The sequence below is a fragment of the Mesorhizobium montanum genome, assembly GCF_033977145.1.
Classification (GTDB): Bacteria; Pseudomonadota; Alphaproteobacteria; order Rhizobiales; family Rhizobiaceae; genus Mesorhizobium; species Mesorhizobium montanum.
In genome coordinates, this window is record NZ_JAVIJF010000014.1 from 71,546 (window position 1) to 94,859 (window position 23,314).

The window sequence follows — 23,314 nt, forward strand, 5'->3', positions numbered from 1 at the left end:
GAGATAGAAGCGGTTCGGCGTTTCCGTGAAACGCTGAACCGCTCTGGAGAGAAATCCGGCCCTGACGGCGCGGATCGTGAAAACGGAGAAGACAGATGCGCAAGATCATCGCCGCCACCTTCGTCAGCCTCGACGGCGTCATGCAGGCGCCGGGCGGTCCGGAAGAGGATCCGGTTGGCGGCTTCAAGTTCGGCGGCTGGACCTTCCATTACTTCGACGAGGTGACGGGCGCGGCAATGGATGAAATGTTCTCCAAGCCGTTCGCCCTGCTGCTCGGCCGCAGAACCTACGACATCTTCGCCGCGTACTGGCCGTATCAGAAAGATCCGATCGCGGACGCCTTCAACCCTGCGACCAAATATGTGGCGACGCATCGGCCGGATAGCCTGATCTGGCAGAACACGCAGTCACTTGGACCTGATATCGTCGCGACGTTGCGCCGCCTCAAGCAGGAGGATGGACCTGACCTGCTCATCCAGGGATCGGGCAATCTGATCCAGACCTTGCTCGCCAACGGGCTGATCGACGAGATCCGGCTGATGATCTTCCCGCTGTTGCTAGGCAAGGGCAAGCGGCTGTTCGGCGATGGCGCGATGCCGGCCGCCTTCAAGCTTGTTAAGTCGCAGGCGTCGAGCACAGGCGTGATCATGGCGACTTATGAGCGCTCAGGCGAAATCAAACTCGGGTCGTTCGTGCAGGGGCAACCGTCCGAGGCCGAACTCGAGCGGCGCAAGAACTGGAAGTAGGAGAGGATATCGCGTGGTGGGCCAAGCCCGCCACGCGTTCGCCAGCAGCCTCGAACTACGATCTGAATGACCAGGAGCCCGCCGATGATTCCCACCATTACCGCCTTTGAACGATCGCCCGACGGCGGCAGGGGGCTGGCACGTGACATGCACGTCCGCTGGGCACTCGAGGAAGTAGGCCAACCTTATGACGTGCGTCTTGTTTCGTTCGATGAGATGAAGCAACCCGCGCATCTTGCGCTTAACCCCTTCGGCAAGATCCCGACCTATGAGGAAGGCAATTTCGCTTTGTTCGAGTCGGGGGCAATCGTCTTTCACATCGCGGAGCGTCATGCGGGCCTGTTGACCGGCGATGCGAACGCACGGGCGCGCGCAATCGCCTGGATGTTCGCGGCGTTCAGCACAGTGGAGCCGCCGATCCTCGAGCGCACGACCGCCGTGATTCTGGAGCGCGACGCGACGTGGCACGACCAGCGCCTGCCTTTGGTCGATGACCGTATCCGCAAGCGGCTGGCCGAACTCTCCCGCTATCTCGGCGATTCCGACTGGCTCGATGGCGCGTTCAGCGCCGGCGACCTTGTCATGGTGGGAGTGCTGCGCCGGTTGAACAGATCGGGGCTGCTGGACGAATTCCCGAACCTTTCCGCCTATGTCGCCCGCGGCGAGGCACGACCGGCGTTCAAGCGGGCATTCGATGCGCAATTGGCGGTTGCCATGGCCGCGTCGAACGGCTGATCGAGTCCGACCGTTCACGCCGCCTGGCGATAGCGTGAAAGGCCCTCGCGGATATGGCTGGCAAAAGCCTGCGCGGCCGGCGCGGCGGTATGTTTGGGCAGATGCAGGTTGACGGAGAAATTCGGCAGGGCCGGAAGGCCGGCATCGGACAGGATGTCGAGATCGGCCGGAACCGTCGAGGCAAGCCAGGTGGTTACTGCAAGGTCCGACCGCACCGTCGCGGTCGTTGCGTCGATGTTGCCGTTTTCGAACACGGTGCGCCAATCGAGCCCATGCTCGCCGAGTGCTGCCAGCACCGCCGGCCGGAACGCGCAGGTGTCGGCGACGATCGAGACCGGCAGCGGGCGCTTCAGGCGTGCCGAGCCGCCTTTGGCGCCGACCCAGACCAACCTGTCGACGAGCAGGCATTCGCCGGCGGACCGCCCCACCCGCTCCTCGATGATGGCAAGATCGATGGTGCCGGCCGCCAATGCCGCCGCAAGTTCAGGTGAAGAAGCGCAGACCAGCGAAATCTCTACTTGCGGATAGGCTTCGGCGTAAGCTTTCAGCACCGGCGCGAGCAGCGTGCCGACGAGATCGTAAGGCACGCCGATCCGCACTTGTCCGGCAACTGCCCCGCCCCTGATCTCGGTGAGGATCTCGTCGTTGAGCTGCAGCAGTCGCCTGGCCTTGTCGAGCAGCCGTTCGCCTCCCCGCGTCAGCCTCAGGCCGCGCCGGTCGCGCTCGAACAGGCTTTGACCGAGTACCTCTTCCAGCCGTTTGATCTGCTGGCTGACTGCGCCTTGCGTCAAATGAAGCGCATTGGCCGCCGCCGTCATGCTGGCCTTGTCGGCGGTGGTGACGAAGGTGCGGATGAGGGTCGTGTCGAGGTCGCGGATCATGGGTAGCATTATAATTGCTAATGCAAACCATATCAAACATTGCATTTACTGATGGCGCGAAACGCCTAAGCATGCCTGCTTCTTCGACTGGGAAGTCCGCATGTCCGAAACCATCATCCCGCTGATCCTGTTCGCGCTGATCTCGACCTCGACGCCCGGCATCGCCACGACATTGTCGACCGCTTCCGGCGCGCAGTTCGGCTTTCGCCGTTCGGTGCCGCTGATGGCCGGCAGCGCCGCCGGGCTGGCTTCGGTTGCGGCCGCGGGCGCAGCCGGACTTGCCGGCCTGCTCGCCGCCGTCCCCTCGCTGCAACTCGCGATGAAGATCGCCGGCTCGCTCTATCTGATCTGGCTGGCGATCAAGATCGGCCGCAGCGGTCCACCCAAGCTCGACATCGCCATGGCCAGGCCGAACAGTTTCTTCGGCGGTGCCGGAATCCAGTGGATGAACCCGAAAGGCTGGGCCATGGGACTGGGCGCCGCCGCATCCTTCGCTGCACTGGCTGATGGTCCGATGCAACTCGCGCTGCTGCTGGGCGCCGTGTTCGGGCTGGCCGCGGCTTTCTCGCTGTCGCTATGGTGTGTGGCGGGAACACTGCTTGCCCGCCTGCTCAAGACGGAGCGCCAATGGCGCGCGCTCAACATCGTGCTCGGCGTGCTGCTGGCCGCCTCGATCCTGCAGATGTGGCGGCCGGCGTAGAGCGCTGGGCCTGGTTCCTCGCCCCCGCCAGAGCGGGGGAGAGGCGGCCGCGAAGCGGTCGGAGAGGGGCTTCGTAGGGCGGATGCCTTTGGAGTTCAATCTTCGTCGCGCCAATCCCCTCTCCGTCTCGGCTTTCGCCGAGCCACCTCTGCCCCATTTCATGGGAGTGAGGAAGCTGAGCCTCGTTCAGCCCTCAAGCCGCGTAGCGAGCCGCCGGCTTGTCGGCATGCAGGCTGCCATAGAAGGCCTGCCGGGCGCCAAGGAATGTGTCCAGCTTTCCCGTGTCGGCAAGCGCCGGCACGGTGACGGCTTCGCCACGCGCCAGGCCGACAAGGGCGGCATCGACCATATCGTCGGCGGTCATGATGATCTCCTTCGGAAGGGTATCGATATCGCCGCCGGAAAGCTCCCAGAAATCGGTCCGGGTCGCGCCCGGCAGCACCACCTGAACCGTCACCCCGGTGCCCGCGACCTCGCGATGCAGCGCTTCGGTGAAGTTGACGACATAGGCTTTGGTGCCGCTGTAGATGCCGCCGAACGAGGTGTCGAAGGCCAGCACCGAGGCGATGTTGACGATCCCACCACGTTTGCGCGCCAAAAGCCCCGGCAGCACGGCACGGGTCAGCCGGGTCAGCGCCACGACATTGACCTTGATCATGCGCTCGGCGGCATCCGCATCCGCGGTCGCCACCACTGCCTGACCGCCAAGCCCGGCATTGTTGACCAGCAGCGTCACGGATTCATCGGCTGATATCGCCTGCTCGACACGGCGCACATCGTCATCGTCGGACAGGTCCGCTGCGATCATGCTGACGTTGCGGCTGTAGGCATGGCGAAGCTTCTCGGCCAGTTCCTGCAACCGGTCGGCGCGGCGCGCCACCAGCACCAGATCGTAGCCCTGCCCTGCCAGCCGGTCCGCATAGACCGCGCCGATGCCTGAGGAGGCACCGGTGATGATCGCCGTGCCCTTGTTGTCCTTCGTGCTCATTGTCCTTTTCCTTTCGTCGTTGTTCCTGCACGGACCCACGGGGCCGGTGGATATATTCGCTTTCGGTTCAATTAGTGGCATATGCCACTTTCGGTGAAGTAGGTATATGCCACCATCTTGTCAACGGCGGCGGCGAAAACTATTTCTGCCATAGGCCGGCGCACCTCTTCGCCGGCAAGGAGCGAACATGACCGAAGTTCGGAAGCCAGGATTTAGCAGCTGCAACAACGCCACGCTGCGGCGCGCCGCGCGCAGCCTCGGCCGCTTCTACGATGATGCGCTGGCGCCGTCGGGCTTGAAGGGCACGCAGTTCGGCCTGCTCTTCCAGATCCACGTCGGCAGCGAGCCGACAATGGGAACCATCGCCGAGGCGCTGATCATCGATCTCTCCGCGCTCGGCCACACGCTGAAGCCGTTGATCCGCGACGGCTATGTCGAGACCTTTGCCGACAAGGACGACCGCCGCGTCAAGCGCGTGCGGCTGACGCCGCAGGGCGAAACCAAGCTCGACGAAGCGATCAAGCTGTGGAGCGTTGCACAGCAGCAGTTCGAGGACAGGGTCGGCGCGGAGCAGGCGGCGAAGCTGCGCGCGGCGCTGGATGAGGTGGCTGATCTCAATCTGGAAATACCGACGGCCGCTCCTTCACCCTGAAGAAGCCGCCGCCGCTCGAGCTTTGTGTCCGCCTTATTCCGCCGGCATCGCCACCGGACGGGCGAGCGCACGGCCAGCCATCACCACGCCCAGCCCTACGATCGGAAACACCGCCGCAATCAGGCCGAGATCGGCCGGGGCGCCGAAGCGCAGCACGGCGGCTCCCACAACCGCGCCAAGCGCGACGCCGAAATAGAGCGCCGAGGCGTTGAGCGACAGCACGATCGGAGCAGCATCGGGTGCCAGCTTGATGATGCGGCTCGCCTGCGCCGGCGGGAAGGCCCAGCCGACGATACCCCACGGCACCATCATACCCATCAGCGCCGGGCCGGCGATCGAATGCGGCAGGAAGGTCGGGATCAGCGAGAAAGTGGCAAGCATGGCGGCGCTGAGCGCCAGCGACCAGCAGACGGTTCGTGTCGCGCCGAAACGGTCGGCGGCCTGGCCGCCGGCGATGTTGCCGATGACCGCGCCGACGCCGAAGGCAAGCAGCATGCCGGGCAGCGCCAGCGGGCTCAAGCCGCCGCCCTCGATGGCCAAAGGCGCGATGAAGGCAAAGACGGTGAACGCGCCGATAAGCGCGAGCACCGTCGTCACCAGGATCGGCATCACGCCGGGACGGACCGAGGCCGCCAGCCGCGCTTTCAGCGGCAGCCTGGTGCCGACGATGCCGCGCGGCAGCCGCCACCAGAGGATCGCGCCGGACAGCGCGCCGAGCCCGGCGATGGCGAAGAAGGTGCCGCGCCAGCCGGCAATCGCCGCGACCAGCGCGCCGAGCGGCGCGCCGACCGCCACCGCCACCGTGGTGCCGCCGACGACGACGGCAATGGCGCGGGCGCGATGATGGTCGTCGACCAGCGCCACCGCGGTCCCTTGCGCGGTCGCGGCGAACAGGCCGGACGATAAGGCCATGACGATGCGGGCGATCAAAAGCAGCTCGAAGGACGAGCTCATCGCCGCCACCAGGTTGCCGATGACGAAGAACGCGATCGTCCACAGAATGACGCGCCGCCGGTCCCATTCGCCGGTCAGCGTCGCAAGCACAGGCGCGCCGATCGCATAGGCGAGCGCGAAAGCCGTGATCAGCGAGCCGGCGAGCGGCACGGATATGCCGGCATCGGCCGCGATATCGGGAAGAAGGCTGGAGATGACGAAGCCCTCGGTCGAGATCGCAAACGATCCGAGCGCCAGCCAGTAGATCCGCTTGTCCATGGGGATTTGTCCTTAGTTCAAAAGTTATTGAACAATTGGACATAACAGGGCATGATGTCAACCGAGCCGGGAGAAGATAGCTGAACCCTGCTGACAGCACTGTGTCAGGACGGAACCAAAATGAAGAAGCCACGCTTACCGGCGGGGAAAGGAGTCGCGTTGAAGTTCGTCCCGTTTGTGCTTAATTCTGGGTCATGAGCCTGCCCCATCCAACCACCGACCAGATCAGCCTGCCGATCGTGTTGGCCGTCCTCGGCGATCCGACCCGGCTTGCCATCGTGCGCTATCTGGCAAGCAAGGAAGGCGTGCCGCTGAACTGCAGCAAGTTCCTCGATCTCGCCTCCAAGACCAATCTCAGCTACCACCTCGCCAAGCTGCGCGAGGCGGGTGTCACCCGCAGCGAAGCGGTCGGCACCAGCCGGCTGATCACGCTGCGCCGCGACGACCTCGACAAGCGCTTTCCGGGCCTGCTCGACAGCGTGATTGCCGCCGCTGACGGGGACAAGGCGTTGCCCATGGTCGGCACGTCCGAGGTCGAGCTTTCGACCTGAGCGGCAGATTTGCGTGTATTCGGGTCTCACAATCGCCGCCAATTCAGGATGACATCGCACCGTCTCGCCGCCTATAAGCGCCTCGGCATGTGGTCGGCACTCCCAGAGTCAAATAGCGTTGAGTTGGTCGCGCCTTGGAAATTAGCAGTGCATTTGCCCGTGGCCAAAGGATGAAGCGCAAAGTCACCCTCCGATCGACATTGCTGGTCGCCGCTCCCTTGCTGCTTGCCGCCCTGCCTGCGGTCGCGCAAGACGCGTCGACGACGATCATTTCGATCATCGGCGGCCTTGCGCCGGACGATCTCCTCAACATCCGCGCCACCGCTTCTGCGAGTGGAAAGATCGCGGCGCGGCTGCCCAACGGCACGGCGGTCAAGAATTTCGGCTGCAACCTCGTCAACGGCTATCCCTGGTGCAAGGTCGAGGATACGCAGGACGCTCACATCGTCGGATGGGCGCCCGGCCGCTATCTCAGCCCCAACAATCCCGCGCCTGCGCCTGAGGACGCCGCCGCGCCGCCCGCCGAAGCCGTTGCGCCTCAACCAGCATCCGAGGAACGGCAGCCGGATATCGCGGCGCGCCTGGGCGGCGCAGAGCCGGCCGAGCCGCCCTCCGCGGCCGAGATCGGCATGACCGCGATGCAAGATGCCTACACCCTCGCCTTCGCGGCCTCGGCAAGCGCCGAGACCGACGACCCTGCTCCTGATGCCGCCGGCGGCATTCCCTGCGCGCGCCACATCGGCCAGCCGATGACCCGCTGCGAGATCAGCGTCGCGCGCACGGGCGATGACAGCGCCGTAACCGTGACCTGGCCGGACGGCGGCAGCCGCGTCATCACCTTCCATGGCGGCGTGCCCGCCAACTCGGACTCACCGGACGAATTCCGCTTCACCCGCGAAGGCAGCTTGAACATGATCCGCATCGGCGCTTCCGAGCGCTTCGAGATTACGGATCAGCTTGCGCTGGGAGATTAGGGATTAGGCAATAGGCAGTAGGCAGTAGGGAATAGGCACCGGGCGCTTGAACCCCTCCCTATTCCCTATTCCCTATTCCCTATTCCCTATTCCCTATTCCCTATTCCCTATTCCCTATTCCCTATTCCCTATTCCCTATTCCCTATTCCCTACTGCCTACTGCCTACTGCCTACTCCCTTACCCCCTCGCATTTTCGGGGTTACATCCGCCAAAACTCTTCCCTATAAGGCCCTCCTAGCCTGATACCAGAATCGCAAGCACAACCGGCCGGGTCCTCCCGTCCCGGTTTTTCGTGTAAGCCGCTCGCCGAACGGAATCCGAAGACATGCCAAGACGCACCGACATCAAGTCGATCCTGATCATCGGGGCCGGCCCCATCGTCATCGGCCAGGCTTGCGAGTTCGACTATTCCGGCACCCAGGCCTGCAAGGCGCTGAAGGAAGAGGGTTTCCGCGTCATCCTGGTCAACTCCAATCCGGCCACGATCATGACCGACCCGGAACTGGCCGACGCCACCTATATCGAGCCGATCACGCCCGAAGTGGTGGCCAAGATCATCGCCAAGGAGCGGCCGGACGCGCTGCTGCCGACCATGGGCGGCCAGACCGCGCTCAACACCGCTTTGTCGCTGCGCCGCATGGGCGTGCTGGAGCGTTACAATGTCGAGATGATCGGCGCCGATGCTCACGCCATCGACAAGGCCGAGGACCGCGCGCTGTTCCGCGAGGCGATGAGCAAGATCGGCCTGGAGACGCCGCGCTCGATGCTGGCCAACGCCACCGACGTCAAGAACGCCGACCGCAAGACGCATGAGGCCGAGCGCGCGGCCGTCAAGGCTGAAGCGCCCGCCGATCTCGACGCCGCGCTCGATGCGCTGGAAACCCGCTGGAACCTCGGCGAAGGCGACCGCAAGCAGCGCTATATCAGCCATGGCATGGCGATCGCCGCCCAGGCGCTCGACCATGTCGGCCTGCCAGCCATCATCCGCCCCTCTTTCACCATGGGCGGCACCGGCGGCGGCATCGCCTACAACCGCGCCGAATTCTACGACATCGTCCAGTCCGGCCTCGATGCCTCGCCCACCACCGAGGTGCTGATCGAGGAAAGCGTGCTCGGCTGGAAGGAGTATGAGATGGAGGTCGTCCGCGACAAGGCGGACAATTGCATCATCATCTGCTCGATCGAGAACCTCGATCCGATGGGCGTGCACACCGGCGATTCCATCACCGTCGCGCCGGCGCTGACCTTGACCGACAAGGAATACCAGATGATGCGCAACGCCTCGATCGCGGTGCTGCGCGAGATCGGCGTCGAGACCGGCGGCTCGAACGTGCAGTTCGCCGTCAATCCGGCAGACGGCCGCCTCGTCGTCATCGAGATGAACCCGCGCGTCTCGCGCTCGTCGGCGCTGGCCTCCAAGGCCACCGGTTTCCCGATCGCCAAGGTCGCCGCCAAGCTCGCCGTCGGCTACACGCTGGACGAGCTGGAGAACGACATCACCGGTGGCGCGACGCCGGCCTCCTTCGAGCCGACGATCGATTATGTGGTGACGAAGATCCCGCGCTTTGCGTTCGAGAAATTCCCCGGCGCCGAGCCGGTGCTGACGACCGCCATGAAGTCGGTCGGCGAAGTGATGGCCATTGGCCGCACTTTCCAGGAATCGCTGCAGAAGGCGCTGCGCGGGCTGGAAACCGGCCTCACCGGCCTCGACGAGATCGAGATCCCCGGTCTCGGCCATGGCAGCGCGCCCGCAAACCATGCCGACGACCGCAACGCCATCCGTGCCGCTCTCGGCACGCCGACGCCGGACCGGCTGCGCATGGTGGCGCAGGCGATCCGCATGGGCACCTCGCTGGAAGACGTGCACGCCATGTGCAAGATCGACCCGTGGTTCCTCGAGCAGATCGCCGGCATCATCGCCATGGAGGAACGCATCCGCGAGCACGGCCTGCCGCGGGATGCCGAAAACCTCCGCATGCTGAAGGCGATGGGTTTTTCCGACGCCCGCCTCGGCTCGCTGACGAAGACCGACGCGGAAGTGATCCAGAAGGCCCGGCAAAAGCTCGATGTCCGTCCGGTCTACAAGCGCATCGACACCTGCGCCGCCGAATTCGCCTCGCCGACCGCCTATATGTACTCGACCTATGAGGTGCCTTTCGTCGGCGAGCTCGCCAACGAGGCGCACGTGTCAGCGCGGAAAAAGGTCGTCATCCTCGGCGGCGGTCCGAACCGCATCGGCCAGGGCATCGAGTTCGACTATTGCTGCTGCCACGCCGCCTTCGCGCTGCGCGACGCCGGCTATGAAGCGATCATGATCAACTGCAACCCGGAGACCGTGTCGACCGACTACGACACCTCCGACCGGCTCTATTTCGATCCGCTGACGGCGGAGGACGTGCTGGAGATCCTGCGCGCCGAGCAGGCCTCGGGCGAACTGGTCGGCGTCATCGTCCAGTTCGGCGGCCAGACGCCGCTGAAGCTGGCCGACGCGCTGGAAAAGGCCGGCATCCCGATCCTCGGCACCTCGCCCGACATGATCGACCTCGCCGAAGACCGCGACCGCTTCCAAAAGCTGCTGCACAAGCTGAACCTCAGCCAGCCGAAGAACGGCATCGCCTATTCGGTCGAGCAGGCCCGCCTCGTCGCCGGCGAGCTCGGCTTCCCGCTGGTGGTGCGCCCGTCCTACGTGCTCGGCGGCCGCGCCATGCAGATCATCCATGACGAGGGCATGCTGCAATCCTACCTGCTCGACACCGTGCCCGGCCTGGTGCCGGAGGACATCAAGCAGAAATACCCCAACGACAAGACCGGCCAGATCAACACGCTGCTGGGAAAAAACCCGCTGCTGTTCGACACCTATCTCTCCGGCGCCATCGAGGTCGATGTCGACTGCCTGTGCGACGGCAAGGATACCTTCGTCTCCGGCATTCTCGAACACATCGAGGAAGCTGGCATCCACTCGGGCGACAGTGCCTGCTCGCTGCCGGTGCACTCGCTGCCGTCGGACCTCGTCGACGAGCTGGAGCGCCAGACAGCAAGCCTCGCCCGCGCGCTCAATGTCGGCGGGCTGATGAACGTGCAATACGCGATCAAGGACGGCACGGTCTATGTGCTGGAGGTCAACCCCCGCGCCTCGCGCACCGTGCCCTTCGTGGCCAAGACCATCGGGCGGCCGATCGCCAAGATCGCGGCCCGCATCATGGCGGGCGAGACGCTGGAAAACGCCTTCGCCCATTACGGCGCCATGCCCGACCCGCGCAATCCGGGCCACATCGCCGTCAAGGAAGCCGTCTTCCCCTTCGCCCGCTTCCCCGGCGTCGACATCCTGCTCGGGCCGGAAATGCGCTCGACCGGCGAGGTCATGGGCCTCGACCGCGACTTTGCCCTCGCCTTCGCCAAGAGCCAACTCGGCGCCGGTGTCGATCTCCCCCGCTCCGGAACGCTGTTCGTCTCGGTGCGCGACGAGGACAAGAAGGGTATCCTGCCGGCCGTAAAACGCCTCGCCGGCCAGGGCTTCAAGGTCCTCGCCACCTCCGGCACGGCGCGCTTCCTCGCCGAGAATGGCGTGGTGGCGGAAAAGATCAACAAGGTCCTCGAAGGCCGCCCCCACATCGAGGACGCCATCCGCAACCGCCAGGTCCAGATCGTCTTCAACACCACCGATGGGCAAAAGGCGGTGTCGGATTCGAAGTCGCTGCGCCGCGCGACGCTGATGCAGAAAGTGCCGTATTACACGACGCTATCGGGGGCTGCGGCCGTGGCCGAGGCGATTGCGGCGTTAAGAGCGGGGAACTTGGAGGTGCGGCCGCTGCAGGAGTATTTTGGGTGAGGCGATTGGCGAAGCCGCAGGCAACAAACCTTCCGTCTCGCGAAATTGAACGAAGAGACCATTGGCCGTGCTTAAACTGAACCGGGAGCATGAATAACGGGCATCCGACCGTGTTCCCACTTTGTTCCGGAGCTTCCAACGGTCATAATCTCTGCAACTGATTCGCAGGGGTGATTCGAAATGCAAAACCGATCTCACGCGGTGATGGCGCAGCGTTCCGAGGCCAAGGACAGCAGGGATGATTTCCCGACGCCCCCTTGGGCGACGCGGGCCCTTCTAGAACATGTCCTACCCGAACGATCGGTTTCAAAGGGGATGACGTGTCTAGAACCGGCTTGTGGCGCTGGTCACATGGATAAGGTTCTTCGTGAATATTTTCATGAGACTAGTGCGTCGGATATTTATCCGTATGGCTATGCGAGTGAAGGCGACTTCTTGAAGATTCCCCTAGGGGTCGCATCGTTCGATTGGGTCATAACCAACCCTCCCTTCAACTTGGCGGAAGAGTTTGTGGCGCGTGCGCTTTCCGTTGCCCGACGCGGCGTAGCTATTCTCGCCAGGACTGTTTTTATGGAGAGCGTCGGTCGCTACGAAAGGCTTTTTCAACCCACGCCTCCAGCGATTTTTGCTCAATTTGTCGAGCGCGTACCAATGGTGAAAGGAAGGCTAGACCCGAAGGCGTCGACAGCGACTGGCTACGCGTGGTTTGTTTGGCTGACCGAAGGAACCTCGAATACAAGGGCTATGTGGATTCCTCCTTGCAGGAAGAAATTGGAAACCAAATTAGATTATGACTTGCCGCCAGGCCGCATGTCATCACGTCAGGCGCAGTCGGATTTATTTGGATTCAATGTCCCTGCTAGATATAGTGAAGCCAAACGTAGATACGACGATAGCGTCGCTGGTTGACACTGAATTTCGGCCGGATCCCATTGCAGGAACACTATTTTCCAGAGTCGTCAGCGTTCTGAGTTCTGCCTATAAGCGACATGGCTCAATCATTGAACAAGCCATCGTCGAGTGTCTAAAGGCGAATCCGAGATACACTGTTTGGCGTGTCGATCTGTTCGGCATCCACGACCAAGCAGCCATTACAGTTGCCGCCGCTCAAAACAACCCAAGTTCGCTGGATAGTACTCATCTGCCTTACATAGGCGATGCGGCCGGCAGCAATCGCATACAGTTAGATGCTGTGGTGTTCGACAACGACACGGGTGTCGTCTCAAGCTACGAAATTAAGCGGGGTAATGGTCACTTCGACGCTGGGAAACAGCGCTCGATGAAGCGAGAAGCGCTTCTTTCGAAGATACTCCTCCGAGATCATTGTCGTCAGCGCGGGTTCCCGGCAACCGATAGCAGAGCACATATTGTGTTTTACTATGGCATTAGGTCAATTCCCGCGCCCCTTGGCTTAATCGGTGCGGAGCTTGACGACCATTTCGGCATGCCAATCTTGAGCGAAGTCGAAACTGTGAACGCCTATTTCAGAAGCCGATTGTTCGAGATCATTTCTCAATAAGCATGGCGGAGTGCGGCCCTACCGAGATCAACTCGTTGCGCCGAACAGGACGCGCCCTCACGCCACCGCCACGCACTCGATCTCGATATCAAACTCCATCGGCCACGACGCCACCGGCACGAAACTCCGCGCCGGCGGGTTCTCGCTGAAATACCGGGCATACACCCTGTTTATCGCGTTGTAGAAGCCGGAATTGACGGCGTAGATGCGCACCATCACCACCTTGTCCATCGAGGTGCCGGCAGCTTCCAGGCAGTGTTTCAGCGCCTTCAGCGACGCCTATGTCTAGACCTCGATGTCGCCGCGCACCATCTCGCCGGTCACCATGTCCACCGGCGGCGTCGCCGAGACGAACACGAAGCCGTTGGCCCTCACAGCCGTCGAGCACGGCAGGCCGAGCGCCCGCACCTTGGCCGACATCACCGGCACCTCGATGACTTCCTTGTCCATGGCAATCCTCGCTTGTGTGCGAGGAAGCTTGTCGCGGCGCGGGCGGAACGCCAGCGGGCATTCTTCCTTCTCCCCTTGTGGGAGAAGGCAAGTCACCCCTGATGCGCGACGGCCAGTTCCTTCGCATGCTTCTCGTGCATCTTCAGCACCGGCAGCGTCTTCTTGGCGAACTCCTTCATCGTCGGGTCGTCGCCGGAATTGGCATAGGTGGAAAACAGCGCGACCGCATCCTTATGCGCGTCGGTCTGCATCTTGATGTATTTGGCGTCGAATTCCTTGCCGGTGGCAGCCTTCAACTCACCGAGCATCTGCTGCTCCTTGGGCTGCAGCGCCGGGCCGGCGGGCTTGATCGACGCGGTGGTCTGGCCCTGGCTCAGCGCCGCCTTGAAGTCCTCGCCAGCCTTGGTGTGATCCTTGATCATCTGCGCGGCGAAGGCCTTGACGTCGGCCGACGCCGATTTCTGCTGCGCCAGCTTGCTCGACTGGATCTCGAACTCATTGGCGCCGGGCACCGTCGCGACGAAGGTCTGGGTATCGACCTTGTTGTCGGTCACCATCGGTCCCACCGCGTCTGTATTGGTGTCGTCCGATTGGGCGAGAGCAGCCGGCGCGCCGGCAAACAGCGCGACGGCGACCAGGGGCAGCAGCGTTTTCATCTCAATCTCCGATCCGAAACAGCCCCTCTGCCATCCCCAACGCGGCACCGGCCCCCGGGTTGCCTGAAAAGGTTGCCTGAGAGCTTGCCTGAAAAGAAGCGCGCGGGCCGGGCGCCCGCATCGCCATCAGTGGCAGTGCGCGCCGGCACCATGCCCGGCATATTGCAACTGCTCGTGCCAGTCGGGCCGGCCTTCCGGCGTGAAATCCATCAGGTTCCACAAGATCTCGCAGGTGCCGATCGCGCGCGGATCCTGGCCGGGTTCGGTCGGCGCGAAGCCGAGCTCCGACGACCAGAAATGGCGGATGCCGTCACCGTCCCGATGGAACACCGAAAGCAGCGGTATCTGCGCGCCGTCGGCCGTTTCGGAATTGTAGTCGCGCTTGAAAGCGTTGCCGGCCGAGGAGACGAGCCGCATGTTTTTCCAGCGGCGGTCGCGGCAGAGCGCCGTCAGATTGTCGAGCGCGGTCTTCGCCACCACGGCGAAGTTGATGCCGGCCGCTTCGAGATGCCCGATCGCACCGTCGAACTGGTCGAGCAGCGCGGTGCAGGACGGGCATGGCTGATCCTGCCGGGCAAGCTTCGCCGTCTCGCCGCCCGTCGCGACGTCGCGCGTCTCCCGCGGATGGCGCGGGAACATCATCTGGTAGAGGATCAGCGAGTCCTTGCCCGGAGCGAACAGCTCCGACAATCTCACCTTCGACGGCCGGCCCGTGTCGTCCAGCCCATCGAACACATAATCCTGCGGCACCAGCCCGCCCTGCGGCAAGGCGCGTCTTGCTTCAGCCACCGCCTCCATGGCGAAGCGCAGCTCGATTTCCTTGCGCAGCAGCTTTTCGCGCGCGGTGCGGTATTTGGCGGATTCATTGGGAAAGGTGATCATGATCGTCTCCTTGGCCTTAGTTGCTCTACGATCCAAGGACGCCTCGCCGCGACCTGGTCCGACATTTCGGCACACGCCTTCCGGCTACTTTTTCGCGTCTAGCCCTTCACTCCGCCAGCCGTGAGACCCGAGACGATCCTGCGCTGGAAGACCAGCACCAGCATCACCAGCGGCACGGTGACGATCACCGAGGCGGCCATGATGTTGCCCCAGGGTATCTCGAACTGCGAATTGCCCGACAGCAGCGCAATCGCCACCGGCACGGTGCGCTGCGTGTTGGTGGAGGTGAAGGTCAGCGCAAACAGGAACTCGTTCCAGGCGCTGATAAAGGCAAGCAGCCCGGTGGTGGCGAGCGCCGGCCACATCAGCGGCAGGAAGACGCGCGTGACGATGATCCATGGCCCGGCGCCGTCGAGGATCGCCGCCTCCTCGATCTCGACCGGCAGGTCGCGCACGAAAGTGGTGAGCACCCAGATCGTGAACGGCAGCGTGAAGATCATGTAGGACAGGATGAGCGCCAACAGCGAATTGTAGAGATGCAGCGCCCGGATGATCTCGAACAGCCCGGCAAGCGCGGCGACCTGAGGAAACATCGACACCGACAGGATGGCGAGCATCAGCACCGAGCGCCCGCGGAAACGGATGCGCGCCAGCGCGTAGGCCGCGGTGACGCCGAGCAGCAGCGAGACCGCGACGACCGCGCCGGAGACGATGAGCGAATTGACGAGATTGCGCAGGAAGGGGCCTTCGGTCAGCACGTTGCGGTAATTGGCGAGGCTGAACGTTTCCGGCCACAGGCCTGCCTGGAACAGCTCGGTTCCCGATTTCAGGCTCGTGACGATGGCGTAGTAGAACGGAAAGACCGCGACAAAGACGATCGCCAGAAGCAGGAGATAGAAGGCGGCGCGCTTCAGCACCCTCATGTCAGCGGCCTCCATCCAGGCTCAGCCGGCCGATGCGGATATAGGCGATGGTGAGCATGCCGATGATGAGGAAAAGCAGCGTCGAGGCGGCCGAGCCATAGGCGAACTTGTCGAACTCGAACAGGTTCTCGCGCGCGAAGACAGACATCGACTTGGTCCCGACATTGTTGGGCGTCAGCACGTAAATCAGGTCGAAGATGCGCAGCGCGTCGAGGGCGCGGAAGATCACCGCCACCATCACCGCCGGGCGGATGAGCGGCAGCGTCACCCAGCGGAAGACCTGCCATGGGCTGGCGCCGTCGAGCCTGGCCACTTCGATGATCTCGCGCGGCAGCATCTGCAAGGCGGCCAGGATCAGCAGCGCCATGAACGGCGTCGTCTTCCAGATATCGACGATCAGCACGGCGATCATCGCGGTGTCGGCGCTGGCGGTCCAGGCGATCTTGGCGTGGATCAGGCCGAGATTGAGAAGCACGACATTGATGATGCCGAACTGGTCGTTGAGCATCCATTGCCACATCTTGGCCGAGACGATGGTCGGGATCGCCCAGGGAATGAGGATCGCGGCCCGCACGATGCCGCGCCCTGGGAATTCGGCATTGAGCGCCAGCGCAACGACCATGCCCAGCACCGTCTCGCACGCCACTGACACCACGGCGAAGCGCACCGTGTTCCACACCGCGCGCCACCAGACCGGATCGACGAGCAACCCGTCATAGAGCACCCGGCCGCTCGGCATGCGCAGCACCGAGAAATAATTGTCGAAGCCGACCCATTGCCGGGCGTCGAGATCGGCGAGCGAAGCGTCGGTGAAGCTGTAATAGATCGTGCGCAGGAACGGCCAGCCGGCAACGGCGGCGAGCACGAAAAGCATCGGCGCGAGAAACAGCCATGCCGTGCGCACGCGCCGGCGCATCAGCGGCGATCGCCGTGTCGCGGTCACCACCCCTTGCCTTTCAGCCTGGTCAGCCTCGCCTCGAGATCGGCCAGATTGTCGGAGGCGCTGCCTTGGCCGGAGATCGTGTTGTGCACGGCCGTCCAGAACAGGCTGGAGGCCTCGTTGTATTTGATCCTGGCGGTTGCTGAGGGCCGCGGCTGCGCGTTGAGGAAGATCTGCTTCCAGCGCGGCACGATCGGCTGCTGCCTGGCTATGTCGGGGTCGTCGTAAAGTGCTGCGATGGTCGGCAGGTTGGACGTCTTCAGCGTCCGGTATTTCTGCATCTCGCGCGACGCGATGAACTTGACCAGCTCGATCGCGTCGTCCGGGTGTTTCGAATATTTGGAGACGGCAAGGTTCCAGCCGCCGAGCGTCGCCGCCGGCTTGTCGCCTTCGCCGGTGCCTGCCGGCAGCGGCGCCACGTCGAACTTGCCCTTGATCGGCGAATTCTCGCTGTTGCCGAGCGCATAGGCATAGGGCCAGTTGCGCATGAAGACCGCATTGCCGGTCTGCCAGACACCGCGCGATTCCTCCTCCTGGTAGGCGAGCACGCCCGGCGGCGCGATGGTGCCGATCCAGCCCTTGACCATGTCGAGCGCCGCGGCCGCTTGCGGGTTGTTGATGGAGATTGCGCCGTCCGGCTCGATGATCTCGCCGCCGCCATTCGACATCACCCATTCGAGCGCGTTGCAGGTCAGCCCCTCATAGGCATTGCCCTGGAAGACAAAGCCCCAGATGTCCTTGTTGCCGGCCGCCCGCTCCTTGTCCATGACCAGCCTGGCGGTGTCTTGCAGCTCCTTCCAGGTGGTCGGCACCTTGGCACCGTATTTGTCGAGGAGGTCCTTGCGGTAATAGAGCGCCGGCGCGTCGGTGAAGATCGGCAAGGCGACCAGCCTGCCGTTGACCGTCTGCGACTTGATGATCGACGGGAAATGCTCGCCCGCCACGTCCTTGGTCGCCTCCGTCAGGTCGACGAGTTGGCTGGCAAGCTGCGGCGCCCAGATGACATCGGTCTGATAGACGTCGATGTCGCTGCTGCCGGCGGCAAGCCAAAGCCGGTATTGCCCGAACTGGTCGGTGGTCGAAGGCGGGATGACGACGATGTCGACCTTGTTGCCGCTTTTCTTCTCGTAGCGATCGAGTATCTCGCGCAGCACCTTGATGCCGTTGCCGGTATCGCCCGACACGATCGACAGCTCCACCGCGCGCGCCGGACCGGCGGCAAGCAGGACGCCGGCCGCAAGTGCCAGCAATGCAGGAACAAGTTTCACGGAGTTTTGCGGACCTCCCTGCGCGACCGGCGACGCGACGCGTCGCGGCTCATCAAGGCCCCTGCGATGAATGCGCGGCGGCGCTTAGGGTTCCCCGCGCTTGTCCGGGTTGGTCAGGCCGGCGGGTCGGTGAAGCCGGCCTCGGTCGGCTCGACCACGCCGGTATCCCGCTCCCAGCCTTCATTTTCCAGCTTCATCGACTGGATCGCCACCGCATTGGCGTTGGCGTCGAGTTCCGGCAGCATCTGCACTTCGGACGGCCAGCAGCGATAGATCCTATAGACAAGCGCCACTTGCCCGGCCTCGTTGAGGAATTCGAGGATGACGTCCTTGCGGAAATCCTTCAGCGAAACTTCCGCACCGACGCCTGTGTGCAGATCCCACACCTTGCTAGCCCAGCGCTCGAATTCCAGATCGTGGGTCACGCCGCGCTCGATCGTGATCGGCTCGAAGCGGGTGATGCCGGGCGATTTGCGCGTGTTGCCGGCGGCGCCACCGTCACGATGCTCGACCACTTCGGTGGTGCGCTTCAACCCGCTGATGCGCGAAATGCCGGCAACATATCTGCCGTCCCATTTCAGCCGGAACCGGTAGTTCTTGTAGGGGTCGAAACGCTGCGGGTTGACGGTGAACGGGGCCATGCCAGATCTCCTCCACCTCACTTCGCGCGAAAAGCGGACGGGCTCCGAAACCCCCGCCCCGGAGCCCGCCTGGGAGTGGCTGACGCATGCCGGCACAGCCTCCTCCGACGCCTTGCCCGCGTCGATCCGCCGATCGGCCGCCCGGCACGACGACGAATTAGCATGCCCTAACGTCAGCCTATGTGAAGGAGTTCACAATGCCTGCGGGCAGCTGGTTGCGGCATCCTGCAGGCCTCAACCCTCCCAGCCGAACGGGATCATGCCGAGCCGCTCGTAGAGCCTGAAGGCCGCGGCGTTCTTCACCGTATTGGTCTTGAGATCGACATGGGCTGCCCCGCGCTCGCGGAAGGTCAGGAACACGTGCCGCATCAACGCCTCGCCAATGCCCTGCCTTCTGGACTCCGGATGGACGGCGAGGTCTTTGACGAAACCGGACGCCCAGCAGAGCGCCGCAGCCGCCAGCAAGCCCTTGCCGTCGACCGCCAGGAAACAGAGAGCCGGATCGAATTCGGCATCGCCGGCGATGCGCGGCCACCATTCGTCGAGCGGCCCGTCGGTGCCGTCGTCGAACACCTCTTCCAGCAGCGCGTGCAGGGCTGGCGCATCCCGGTGTTCGAACACGCGCATGACGAAGCCCTCGGGCCAATGAGGCGCGGCCAGCGCGCCGTCGAGCACCCTGCGCAGGCGGATGTCGTTGGGAGCCGGCGGGCGGGGCGCTTTGTTTTCATGCATGGCGCTGTCTCGAAACGCCGCGCGGGACTGGACAGTCCGCTCAGGCGTCGGGCGGCAGGCGGTGCCGCTTGCGGTCGAAGCCGAGGCCCGTCGCCTCGAGCAGGCCCTTGCGCTTGGCGTCGTAGTAATAGCCGGTCTGGTAGAGCATGTCGGCGCGCTTGGCGTTGCCGCCCGAAACCAGCCAGGCACCGCGCAGATACTTCACTGCGTATTTGAGATTGGTCTCGGCGTCGAACAGGCCGGTCGCCGGCCCGTCATAGCCCATGCCGCGCGCCGTCGCGTGCTTGATCTGCATCAGCCCCCAATGTCCGTGATTGAAGGCTTTCGGGTTGAAGGTGCTCTCGCGGTTGACGACATGGCGCACCAGGTCGACCGGCACTTCGTAGATCGCCGAATATTTCTCGATCAGCCGCTCGATCTCGCCGCGCGGGCCGCTGGCGTGCTGCTCGGGCTGGCCGGGTGCTGCAAGCAACGCCGGATTTTCCGGCACCATATAGGCGACCTGCTGGACACCGGGCATCGGGGCGATCTTCGCCGACCGGCCGGTGACCGGCATGGCGACGCTCGCGGTCGTATAGACCGCCGCTCGGCTGATGGACCCCGCACCGGTCGGCGAGCTGCCGGCCGTCAGCGCCGGCGGCGGCGGGAACTGGCCGGCGACCGGCGTCGAACCGGCGAAAGCCACAGGCTGCGCCAACGCCACGCCGGACTGCGGCGCGCCGGGCTGGACAGGTGGCGGCAAAAGCGCGCCAGGCGTCGCCGCAACATCTGGCGTCGTTGCCATGGCGACGGCATCGCCGGTCAACGCCGCGGTCTGCACCTGCGCAAGGCCGGAAGGCTCCGGCAAGATGGCCACTGTTTCCGGCAGCGCGATGGTCGGCGTGTCGTCGGCGACGGCAGGCTTCGAGGCCTCCGCAAGCGCGGGCGCGGCCTTCATCTGCGAGGTCGAGGTGCAACCGCTGAGACCGGCTGCTGCAATGAGCACGCCGATCGCGGTGATGATGACTTTAGCTGGCAAGCCGTGCGGGTCCGGTTTGTCGGTTGTTAAGAAGTCCTTACACCAGCGATTCACACCCGGCAATCGGGGCCGCCCGGCGGTTTTCGGGTGGCGACAACAGGGCCGAAGTGCCATATTGTTCCGGATATGTACTCGTTTTTCGCTGTTTTGCGGAAGGAATACGTCATGAAACCCACATCTCGGATCACGGCCGGCCACGCAGTGTTAGAAACAGTGATCGGCTTCATGGGCATCGCCTGGAGCGAGAAGGGCCTGATCCGGCTTTGCCTGCCCGAGCGCAGCCGCGAAGCGGTCGAGCGCCGGCTGCTTCGCCACCCCGGCGTCTCAACCTCCACAGACCAGCCGTCCTGGGTGATCGATCTGATTGCCTCGATCAAGGCCTATGCGGCCGGCGAGGACGTCGACTTCTCCGGCGTGCCGGTCGATCTCGACGGTGTCGACGATTTTCGCCTGGCCATCTATGACGCTGCGCGCAAGCTCGGCTTCGGCGAGACCACCACCTATGGTGAGTTGGCGAAGCGCGCCGGCCATGCCGGCCTTCCGCGCGAAACGGGCGCGGCGCTCGGCGCCAACCCGGTGCCGCTGGTCATTCCGTGTCACCGCATCCTGGCAGCCGGCGGCAAGATTGGCGGCTTCTCGGCGCCGGGCGGCTCGGCCACCAAGGAAAAGATGCTGGCCATGGAAGGCGTTCGCGTCGGCCCGCCGCCGGTCGCGCAGGCCTCGTTCGGTTTCTGAGGACGCGGCGCTTATGAGCGCGTTCGAAATGCGCCTTCAGCCCGAACCATCAGTGCCGGCGCGGGAATCGCCGGCGGAAATGGTCGAAGTCCGGCCGCTTGCAGACATAGACGGCACAGGATCCGGTGTCGGCGCTGGGCACATAAGCCGGTGATCTTATCTCGCCCATGTTGCAGAAGCGCTCGTCGCGCACGTAGCGGTCGTAGAGCGGCAGCCCCGGCACGCGTGTCGACTGATAGCGCAGGATGACGGCGCCCTGTCTGGCGATCGTCGCCTGCACCCGGTTGCAGCTCATGCGCGTCGGATCGTAACGCGACGCCGCCTGCGCCTCGGCGGCCACCAGCAGCAAGCAGGCGGCAAGCAGAATGGTCTTCATGGTTCCTTTCCCTGGAACGGCAAGGCATCTCATCCCTCCACAACGCACGGCCGCTGTCAAAACGTCCATGCGCCGCTTCCATTCCCAGCGATGCGGACGGCATGCCGACAGCACCACAACCGACCCATCTTGTTTTCTTGCTCAAACTATCCTATATCCGCGATATTGAATTTGGCCGATCGATCGGGCCTCGCGATGCTTCGCGTTTGCTGACGTCTATCTCCAAAATTTCGATACCACCGGCTGGACCTCGGTTCGGTCAAACCAAAGCAAATGTGAAGGACACTCTAAATGGCAACTGGTACGGTCAAGTGGTTCAACGCCACCAAGGGCTTCGGCTTCATCCAGCCTGACAACGGCGGCGCGGACGTTTTCGTCCACATCTCCGCTGTTGAGCGCGCTGGCATGACCAGCCTGGCTGAAGGCCAGAAGATCAACTTCGAGATCGAGCAGGACCGCCGTACCGGCAAGTCCGCTGCTGGGTCTCTGAGCAAGGCAGCCTGATTTGGCGATAGCGCGCGCCGGACGAAGGTTCGGGGCGCGCGGCAAGTCACGGATGTACTGACGGTCGCGCGAGAAGCGCGCCGGAGCGAAGAAACCCGACAAGCTGGAACAGCAGATAGCTGCCAGCCCGGACCAGACGCTCCCAATCAGGCTACCGGCAGAGGAAGGCGGGCATTGCCCGCCTTTTTTGTTGTCTGATCTCCGGCGACTTGCCGTCTGGGTTCAATGGTACCACCGGTGGTACCATTTTAGCCCAATTGTGGTATCATTCGCGCATGACCAAGCTTGAACAGATCGAAAAATCCGTCGCCGAACTCAGCACCGAGGAGTTGAGGGCCTTTGCTGCTTGGTTCGAGGCTCTGCAGGCTGATTTGTGGGATAAGCAAATCGAAGCCGATGCGAAGGCGGGCCGGCTGAACAAGCTGGTTGCGGAAGCACGCGCCGAAATAGCCGCCGGCAAACTGCGTGACCTGTGAAGCACAGAGCCACCGCTAGCTTTTGGACAAGATACAATTCTTTGCCTGAGGCCGTTCGCCGTACGGCCAATAAGAACTTCACTTTGATGAAGACCAATCCGCGACATCCATCCCTCCATTTCAAAAAGGTGGGAGCGCTTTGGTCCGCGAGGATAGACGACAATTATCGGGCCTTGGCCCTGGAAGGCACTGATGGCTTTGACTGGATCTGGATCGGCACCCATGCCGAATACGATCGTCTCATCAAGTAGCGTCTAGCATTCGGCGGCCGCAAAATGCTCGCGGAGTAGAAACAGACCACCCCATTCACCCGATCGGCACATGTCCCTTGTCCGCCTCGACGCGCTTCAGCCAGGCGGCCACGGCCGGAAAGGCGTCAAGCTGGAAGCCGCCCATCTCGGCGGTGTGAGTATAGGCGTATAGCGCGATATCGGCGACGCTATAGGCGTTGCCGGCGAAAAACTCGTTCTGCTCCAGATGCCTGTTCATCACGCCGAGCGCCTTGTTGCCGCGTTCCAGCGTCACGGCGAGCCGCTCCGGCGTGGCGTCCTTCGCCCGTTCCGTGAAGGTCAGCAACGCCTTGCGCACCGCGATATAGGGCTCATGGCTGTATTGTTCGAAGAACAGCCACTGGTAAGCCAGCGCGCGTTCATACCTGCCGCCCGGCAGGAAGCGCGTCCCTTCGGCGAGATAAAGCAGGATGGCATTGCTCTCGGCGATGCGCCTGCCGTCGTCGAGCTCGAGCATCGGCACCATGGCATTCGGATTCTTGGCGACGTAGTCGGGCCTGCGTGTCTCGCCGGTGTGCGAGTTCACCTCGACCCGGGTGAAGGGAATGCCGAGCTTGGCCATCAACAGCCGCGGCTTGTAGCAATTGCCGCTGTCGACCATGTCGTAAAGGATCATGCCACCTACCTCGCGCGTC

Annotated in this window: 25 protein-coding genes and 1 pseudogene; 12 read left to right on the forward strand and 14 right to left on the reverse strand. The window is 63.6% G+C overall.

Annotated features, from left to right (window positions below):
* The first annotated feature begins 95 nt into the window (after positions 1–95).
* Together RFM68_RS19565 and RFM68_RS19570 are read left to right on the forward strand one after the other, a co-directional pair.
* Complete coding sequence (locus RFM68_RS19565; protein ID WP_320234648.1) at positions 96–746, forward strand: dihydrofolate reductase family protein; 651 nt, start codon at positions 96–98, stop codon at positions 744–746.
* A gap of 84 nt (positions 747–830) precedes the next feature.
* Positions 831–1,481, forward strand: a complete 651-nt coding sequence (locus RFM68_RS19570; protein ID WP_320234772.1) for a glutathione S-transferase family protein — start codon at positions 831–833, stop codon at positions 1,479–1,481.
* 14 nt (positions 1,482–1,495) lie between these two features.
* Here the strand turns inward: RFM68_RS19570 and RFM68_RS19575 are convergent, their stop codons facing one another.
* Positions 1,496–2,362, reverse strand: a complete 867-nt coding sequence (locus RFM68_RS19575) for a LysR family transcriptional regulator (RefSeq protein ID WP_320234773.1) — start codon at positions 2,360–2,362, stop codon at positions 1,496–1,498.
* Between the two features lie 100 nt (positions 2,363–2,462).
* Here RFM68_RS19575 and RFM68_RS19580 point away from each other — a divergent pair, with 100 nt between their 5' ends.
* A complete protein-coding gene (locus RFM68_RS19580; protein ID WP_320234649.1) occupies positions 2,463–3,062 on the forward strand; it encodes a LysE family translocator in 600 nt (199 codons plus the stop codon).
* Positions 3,063–3,255: 193 nt separating this feature from the next.
* Here the strand turns inward: RFM68_RS19580 and RFM68_RS19585 are convergent, their stop codons facing one another.
* Positions 3,256–4,050 (reverse strand): SDR family NAD(P)-dependent oxidoreductase, encoded by a 795-nt coding sequence (locus RFM68_RS19585; RefSeq protein WP_320234650.1) that lies wholly within the window; start codon positions 4,048–4,050, stop codon positions 3,256–3,258.
* Between the two features lie 187 nt (positions 4,051–4,237).
* Between RFM68_RS19585 and RFM68_RS19590 the strand changes: the two genes are divergently transcribed.
* Positions 4,238–4,702 (forward strand): MarR family winged helix-turn-helix transcriptional regulator, encoded by a 465-nt coding sequence (locus tag RFM68_RS19590; RefSeq protein ID WP_320234651.1) that lies wholly within the window; start codon positions 4,238–4,240, stop codon positions 4,700–4,702.
* 33 nt (positions 4,703–4,735) lie between these two features.
* Here the strand turns inward: RFM68_RS19590 and RFM68_RS19595 are convergent, their stop codons facing one another.
* The gene (locus RFM68_RS19595) at positions 4,736–5,914 is read right to left on the reverse strand and encodes an MFS transporter (protein WP_320234652.1); all 1,179 of its coding nucleotides are present in this window, start codon (positions 5,912–5,914) and stop codon (positions 4,736–4,738) included.
* A 194-nt stretch (positions 5,915–6,108) separates the two neighbouring features.
* Here RFM68_RS19595 and RFM68_RS19600 point away from each other — a divergent pair, with 194 nt between their 5' ends.
* The 5 genes from RFM68_RS19600 to RFM68_RS19620 all read left to right on the forward strand — a co-directional run bounded on the left by RFM68_RS19600 (position 6,109) and on the right by RFM68_RS19620 (position 12,788).
* Positions 6,109–6,465 carry an ArsR/SmtB family transcription factor gene (locus tag RFM68_RS19600; protein WP_320234653.1) on the forward strand — a complete coding sequence of 119 codons (357 nt, stop codon included), beginning with the start codon at positions 6,109–6,111 and terminating at the stop codon, positions 6,463–6,465.
* A gap of 170 nt (positions 6,466–6,635) precedes the next feature.
* A complete protein-coding gene (locus tag RFM68_RS19605; RefSeq protein ID WP_320234654.1) occupies positions 6,636–7,439 on the forward strand; it encodes an SH3 domain-containing protein in 804 nt (267 codons plus the stop codon).
* A gap of 326 nt (positions 7,440–7,765) precedes the next feature.
* On the forward strand, positions 7,766–11,269 hold the full coding sequence (gene carB, locus RFM68_RS19610; RefSeq protein ID WP_320234655.1) for a carbamoyl-phosphate synthase large subunit: 3,504 nt from the start codon (positions 7,766–7,768) through the stop codon (positions 11,267–11,269).
* Positions 11,270–11,620: 351 nt separating this feature from the next.
* Complete coding sequence (locus RFM68_RS19615) at positions 11,621–12,178, forward strand: TRM11 family methyltransferase (RefSeq protein WP_320234656.1); 558 nt, start codon at positions 11,621–11,623, stop codon at positions 12,176–12,178.
* The gene (locus RFM68_RS19620) at positions 12,120–12,788 is read left to right on the forward strand and encodes a hypothetical protein (protein ID WP_320234657.1); all 669 of its coding nucleotides are present in this window, start codon (positions 12,120–12,122) and stop codon (positions 12,786–12,788) included. Before RFM68_RS19615 ends, RFM68_RS19620 begins: the two co-directional genes overlap by 59 nt.
* A gap of 57 nt (positions 12,789–12,845) precedes the next feature.
* On the opposite strand, the pseudogene RFM68_RS19625 reads toward RFM68_RS19620, so the two are convergent.
* The 9 genes and pseudogenes from RFM68_RS19625 to RFM68_RS19665 all read right to left on the reverse strand — a co-directional run bounded on the left by RFM68_RS19625 (position 12,846) and on the right by RFM68_RS19665 (position 20,298).
* A pseudogene (locus RFM68_RS19625) lies at positions 12,846–13,238 on the reverse strand (Rid family hydrolase).
* A 92-nt stretch (positions 13,239–13,330) separates the two neighbouring features.
* A complete protein-coding gene (locus RFM68_RS19630; RefSeq protein ID WP_320234658.1) occupies positions 13,331–13,894 on the reverse strand; it encodes a DUF4142 domain-containing protein in 564 nt (187 codons plus the stop codon).
* Positions 13,895–14,020: 126 nt separating this feature from the next.
* On the reverse strand, positions 14,021–14,776 hold the full coding sequence (locus RFM68_RS19635) for a DUF899 family protein (RefSeq protein WP_320234659.1): 756 nt from the start codon (positions 14,774–14,776) through the stop codon (positions 14,021–14,023).
* Between the two features lie 98 nt (positions 14,777–14,874).
* Positions 14,875–15,699, reverse strand: coding sequence for a carbohydrate ABC transporter permease (locus tag RFM68_RS19640; protein ID WP_320234660.1), 825 nt, complete (start codon positions 15,697–15,699; stop codon positions 14,875–14,877).
* A 1-nt stretch (position 15,700) separates the two neighbouring features.
* Positions 15,701–16,615: a carbohydrate ABC transporter permease gene (locus RFM68_RS19645; protein ID WP_320234774.1), complete on the reverse strand. Its 915-nt coding sequence runs from the start codon at positions 16,613–16,615 to the stop codon at positions 15,701–15,703.
* Between the two features lie 23 nt (positions 16,616–16,638).
* Positions 16,639–17,907 carry an ABC transporter substrate-binding protein gene (locus RFM68_RS19650; protein WP_320234661.1) on the reverse strand — a complete coding sequence of 423 codons (1,269 nt, stop codon included), beginning with the start codon at positions 17,905–17,907 and terminating at the stop codon, positions 16,639–16,641.
* Between the two features lie 113 nt (positions 17,908–18,020).
* Positions 18,021–18,548, reverse strand: a complete 528-nt coding sequence (locus RFM68_RS19655; protein WP_320234662.1) for a phage tail protein — start codon at positions 18,546–18,548, stop codon at positions 18,021–18,023.
* 234 nt (positions 18,549–18,782) lie between these two features.
* On the reverse strand, positions 18,783–19,280 hold the full coding sequence (locus RFM68_RS19660) for a GNAT family N-acetyltransferase (RefSeq protein WP_320234663.1): 498 nt from the start codon (positions 19,278–19,280) through the stop codon (positions 18,783–18,785).
* A gap of 40 nt (positions 19,281–19,320) precedes the next feature.
* On the reverse strand, positions 19,321–20,298 hold the full coding sequence (locus RFM68_RS19665) for a transglycosylase SLT domain-containing protein (RefSeq protein WP_320234664.1): 978 nt from the start codon (positions 20,296–20,298) through the stop codon (positions 19,321–19,323).
* A gap of 165 nt (positions 20,299–20,463) precedes the next feature.
* Here RFM68_RS19665 and RFM68_RS19670 point away from each other — a divergent pair, with 165 nt between their 5' ends.
* Positions 20,464–21,033 carry a methylated-DNA--[protein]-cysteine S-methyltransferase gene (locus RFM68_RS19670; protein WP_320234665.1) on the forward strand — a complete coding sequence of 190 codons (570 nt, stop codon included), beginning with the start codon at positions 20,464–20,466 and terminating at the stop codon, positions 21,031–21,033.
* 49 nt (positions 21,034–21,082) lie between these two features.
* Here the strand turns inward: RFM68_RS19670 and RFM68_RS19675 are convergent, their stop codons facing one another.
* Positions 21,083–21,409 (reverse strand): hypothetical protein, encoded by a 327-nt coding sequence (locus RFM68_RS19675; RefSeq protein ID WP_320234666.1) that lies wholly within the window; start codon positions 21,407–21,409, stop codon positions 21,083–21,085.
* Positions 21,410–21,700: 291 nt separating this feature from the next.
* Here RFM68_RS19675 and RFM68_RS19680 point away from each other — a divergent pair, with 291 nt between their 5' ends.
* Together RFM68_RS19680 and RFM68_RS19685 are read left to right on the forward strand one after the other, a co-directional pair.
* Entirely contained in the window at positions 21,701–21,913 is a 213-nt protein-coding gene (locus tag RFM68_RS19680; protein WP_320234667.1) for a cold-shock protein, read from the forward strand.
* Positions 21,914–22,188: 275 nt separating this feature from the next.
* A complete protein-coding gene (locus tag RFM68_RS19685; protein ID WP_320234668.1) occupies positions 22,189–22,389 on the forward strand; it encodes a hypothetical protein in 201 nt (66 codons plus the stop codon).
* Positions 22,390–22,695: 306 nt separating this feature from the next.
* On the opposite strand, the gene RFM68_RS19690 is transcribed toward RFM68_RS19685, so the two are convergent.
* Positions 22,696–23,295 (reverse strand): glutathione S-transferase family protein, encoded by a 600-nt coding sequence (locus RFM68_RS19690; RefSeq protein WP_320234669.1) that lies wholly within the window; start codon positions 23,293–23,295, stop codon positions 22,696–22,698.
* Positions 23,296–23,314: the final 19 nt, after the last annotated feature.

What these genes read in the sequence shown, in the direction of transcription:
- RFM68_RS19565 (WP_320234648.1), top strand. Translation starts at nt 96, where the DNA reads ATGCGCAAGATCATCGCCGCCACCTTCGTCAGCCTCGACGGCGTCATG.
- RFM68_RS19570 (WP_320234772.1), top strand. Translation starts at nt 831, where the DNA reads ATGATTCCCACCATTACCGCCTTTGAACGATCGCCCGACGGCGGCAGG.
- RFM68_RS19575 (WP_320234773.1), bottom strand. Translation starts at nt 2,362, where the DNA reads ATGATCCGCGACCTCGACACGACCCTCATCCGCACCTTCGTCACCACC.
- RFM68_RS19580 (WP_320234649.1), top strand. Translation starts at nt 2,463, where the DNA reads ATGTCCGAAACCATCATCCCGCTGATCCTGTTCGCGCTGATCTCGACC.
- RFM68_RS19585 (WP_320234650.1), bottom strand. Translation starts at nt 4,050, where the DNA reads ATGAGCACGAAGGACAACAAGGGCACGGCGATCATCACCGGTGCCTCC.
- RFM68_RS19590 (WP_320234651.1), top strand. Translation starts at nt 4,238, where the DNA reads ATGACCGAAGTTCGGAAGCCAGGATTTAGCAGCTGCAACAACGCCACG.
- RFM68_RS19595 (WP_320234652.1), bottom strand. Translation starts at nt 5,914, where the DNA reads ATGGACAAGCGGATCTACTGGCTGGCGCTCGGATCGTTTGCGATCTCG.
- RFM68_RS19600 (WP_320234653.1), top strand. Translation starts at nt 6,109, where the DNA reads ATGAGCCTGCCCCATCCAACCACCGACCAGATCAGCCTGCCGATCGTG.
- RFM68_RS19605 (WP_320234654.1), top strand. Translation starts at nt 6,636, where the DNA reads ATGAAGCGCAAAGTCACCCTCCGATCGACATTGCTGGTCGCCGCTCCC.
- carB (WP_320234655.1), top strand. Translation starts at nt 7,766, where the DNA reads ATGCCAAGACGCACCGACATCAAGTCGATCCTGATCATCGGGGCCGGC.
- RFM68_RS19615 (WP_320234656.1), top strand. Translation starts at nt 11,621, where the DNA reads ATGGATAAGGTTCTTCGTGAATATTTTCATGAGACTAGTGCGTCGGAT.
- RFM68_RS19620 (WP_320234657.1), top strand. Translation starts at nt 12,120, where the DNA reads ATGTCCCTGCTAGATATAGTGAAGCCAAACGTAGATACGACGATAGCG.
- RFM68_RS19630 (WP_320234658.1), bottom strand. Translation starts at nt 13,894, where the DNA reads ATGAAAACGCTGCTGCCCCTGGTCGCCGTCGCGCTGTTTGCCGGCGCG.
- RFM68_RS19635 (WP_320234659.1), bottom strand. Translation starts at nt 14,776, where the DNA reads ATGATCACCTTTCCCAATGAATCCGCCAAATACCGCACCGCGCGCGAA.
- RFM68_RS19640 (WP_320234660.1), bottom strand. Translation starts at nt 15,699, where the DNA reads ATGAGGGTGCTGAAGCGCGCCGCCTTCTATCTCCTGCTTCTGGCGATC.
- RFM68_RS19645 (WP_320234774.1), bottom strand. Translation starts at nt 16,615, where the DNA reads ATGCGCCGGCGCGTGCGCACGGCATGGCTGTTTCTCGCGCCGATGCTT.
- RFM68_RS19655 (WP_320234662.1), bottom strand. Translation starts at nt 18,548, where the DNA reads ATGGCCCCGTTCACCGTCAACCCGCAGCGTTTCGACCCCTACAAGAAC.
- RFM68_RS19660 (WP_320234663.1), bottom strand. Translation starts at nt 19,280, where the DNA reads ATGCATGAAAACAAAGCGCCCCGCCCGCCGGCTCCCAACGACATCCGC.
- RFM68_RS19670 (WP_320234665.1), top strand. Translation starts at nt 20,464, where the DNA reads ATGAAACCCACATCTCGGATCACGGCCGGCCACGCAGTGTTAGAAACA.
- RFM68_RS19675 (WP_320234666.1), bottom strand. Translation starts at nt 21,409, where the DNA reads ATGAAGACCATTCTGCTTGCCGCCTGCTTGCTGCTGGTGGCCGCCGAG.
- RFM68_RS19680 (WP_320234667.1), top strand. Translation starts at nt 21,701, where the DNA reads ATGGCAACTGGTACGGTCAAGTGGTTCAACGCCACCAAGGGCTTCGGC.
- RFM68_RS19685 (WP_320234668.1), top strand. Translation starts at nt 22,189, where the DNA reads ATGACCAAGCTTGAACAGATCGAAAAATCCGTCGCCGAACTCAGCACC.
- RFM68_RS19690 (WP_320234669.1), bottom strand. Translation starts at nt 23,295, where the DNA reads ATGATCCTTTACGACATGGTCGACAGCGGCAATTGCTACAAGCCGCGG.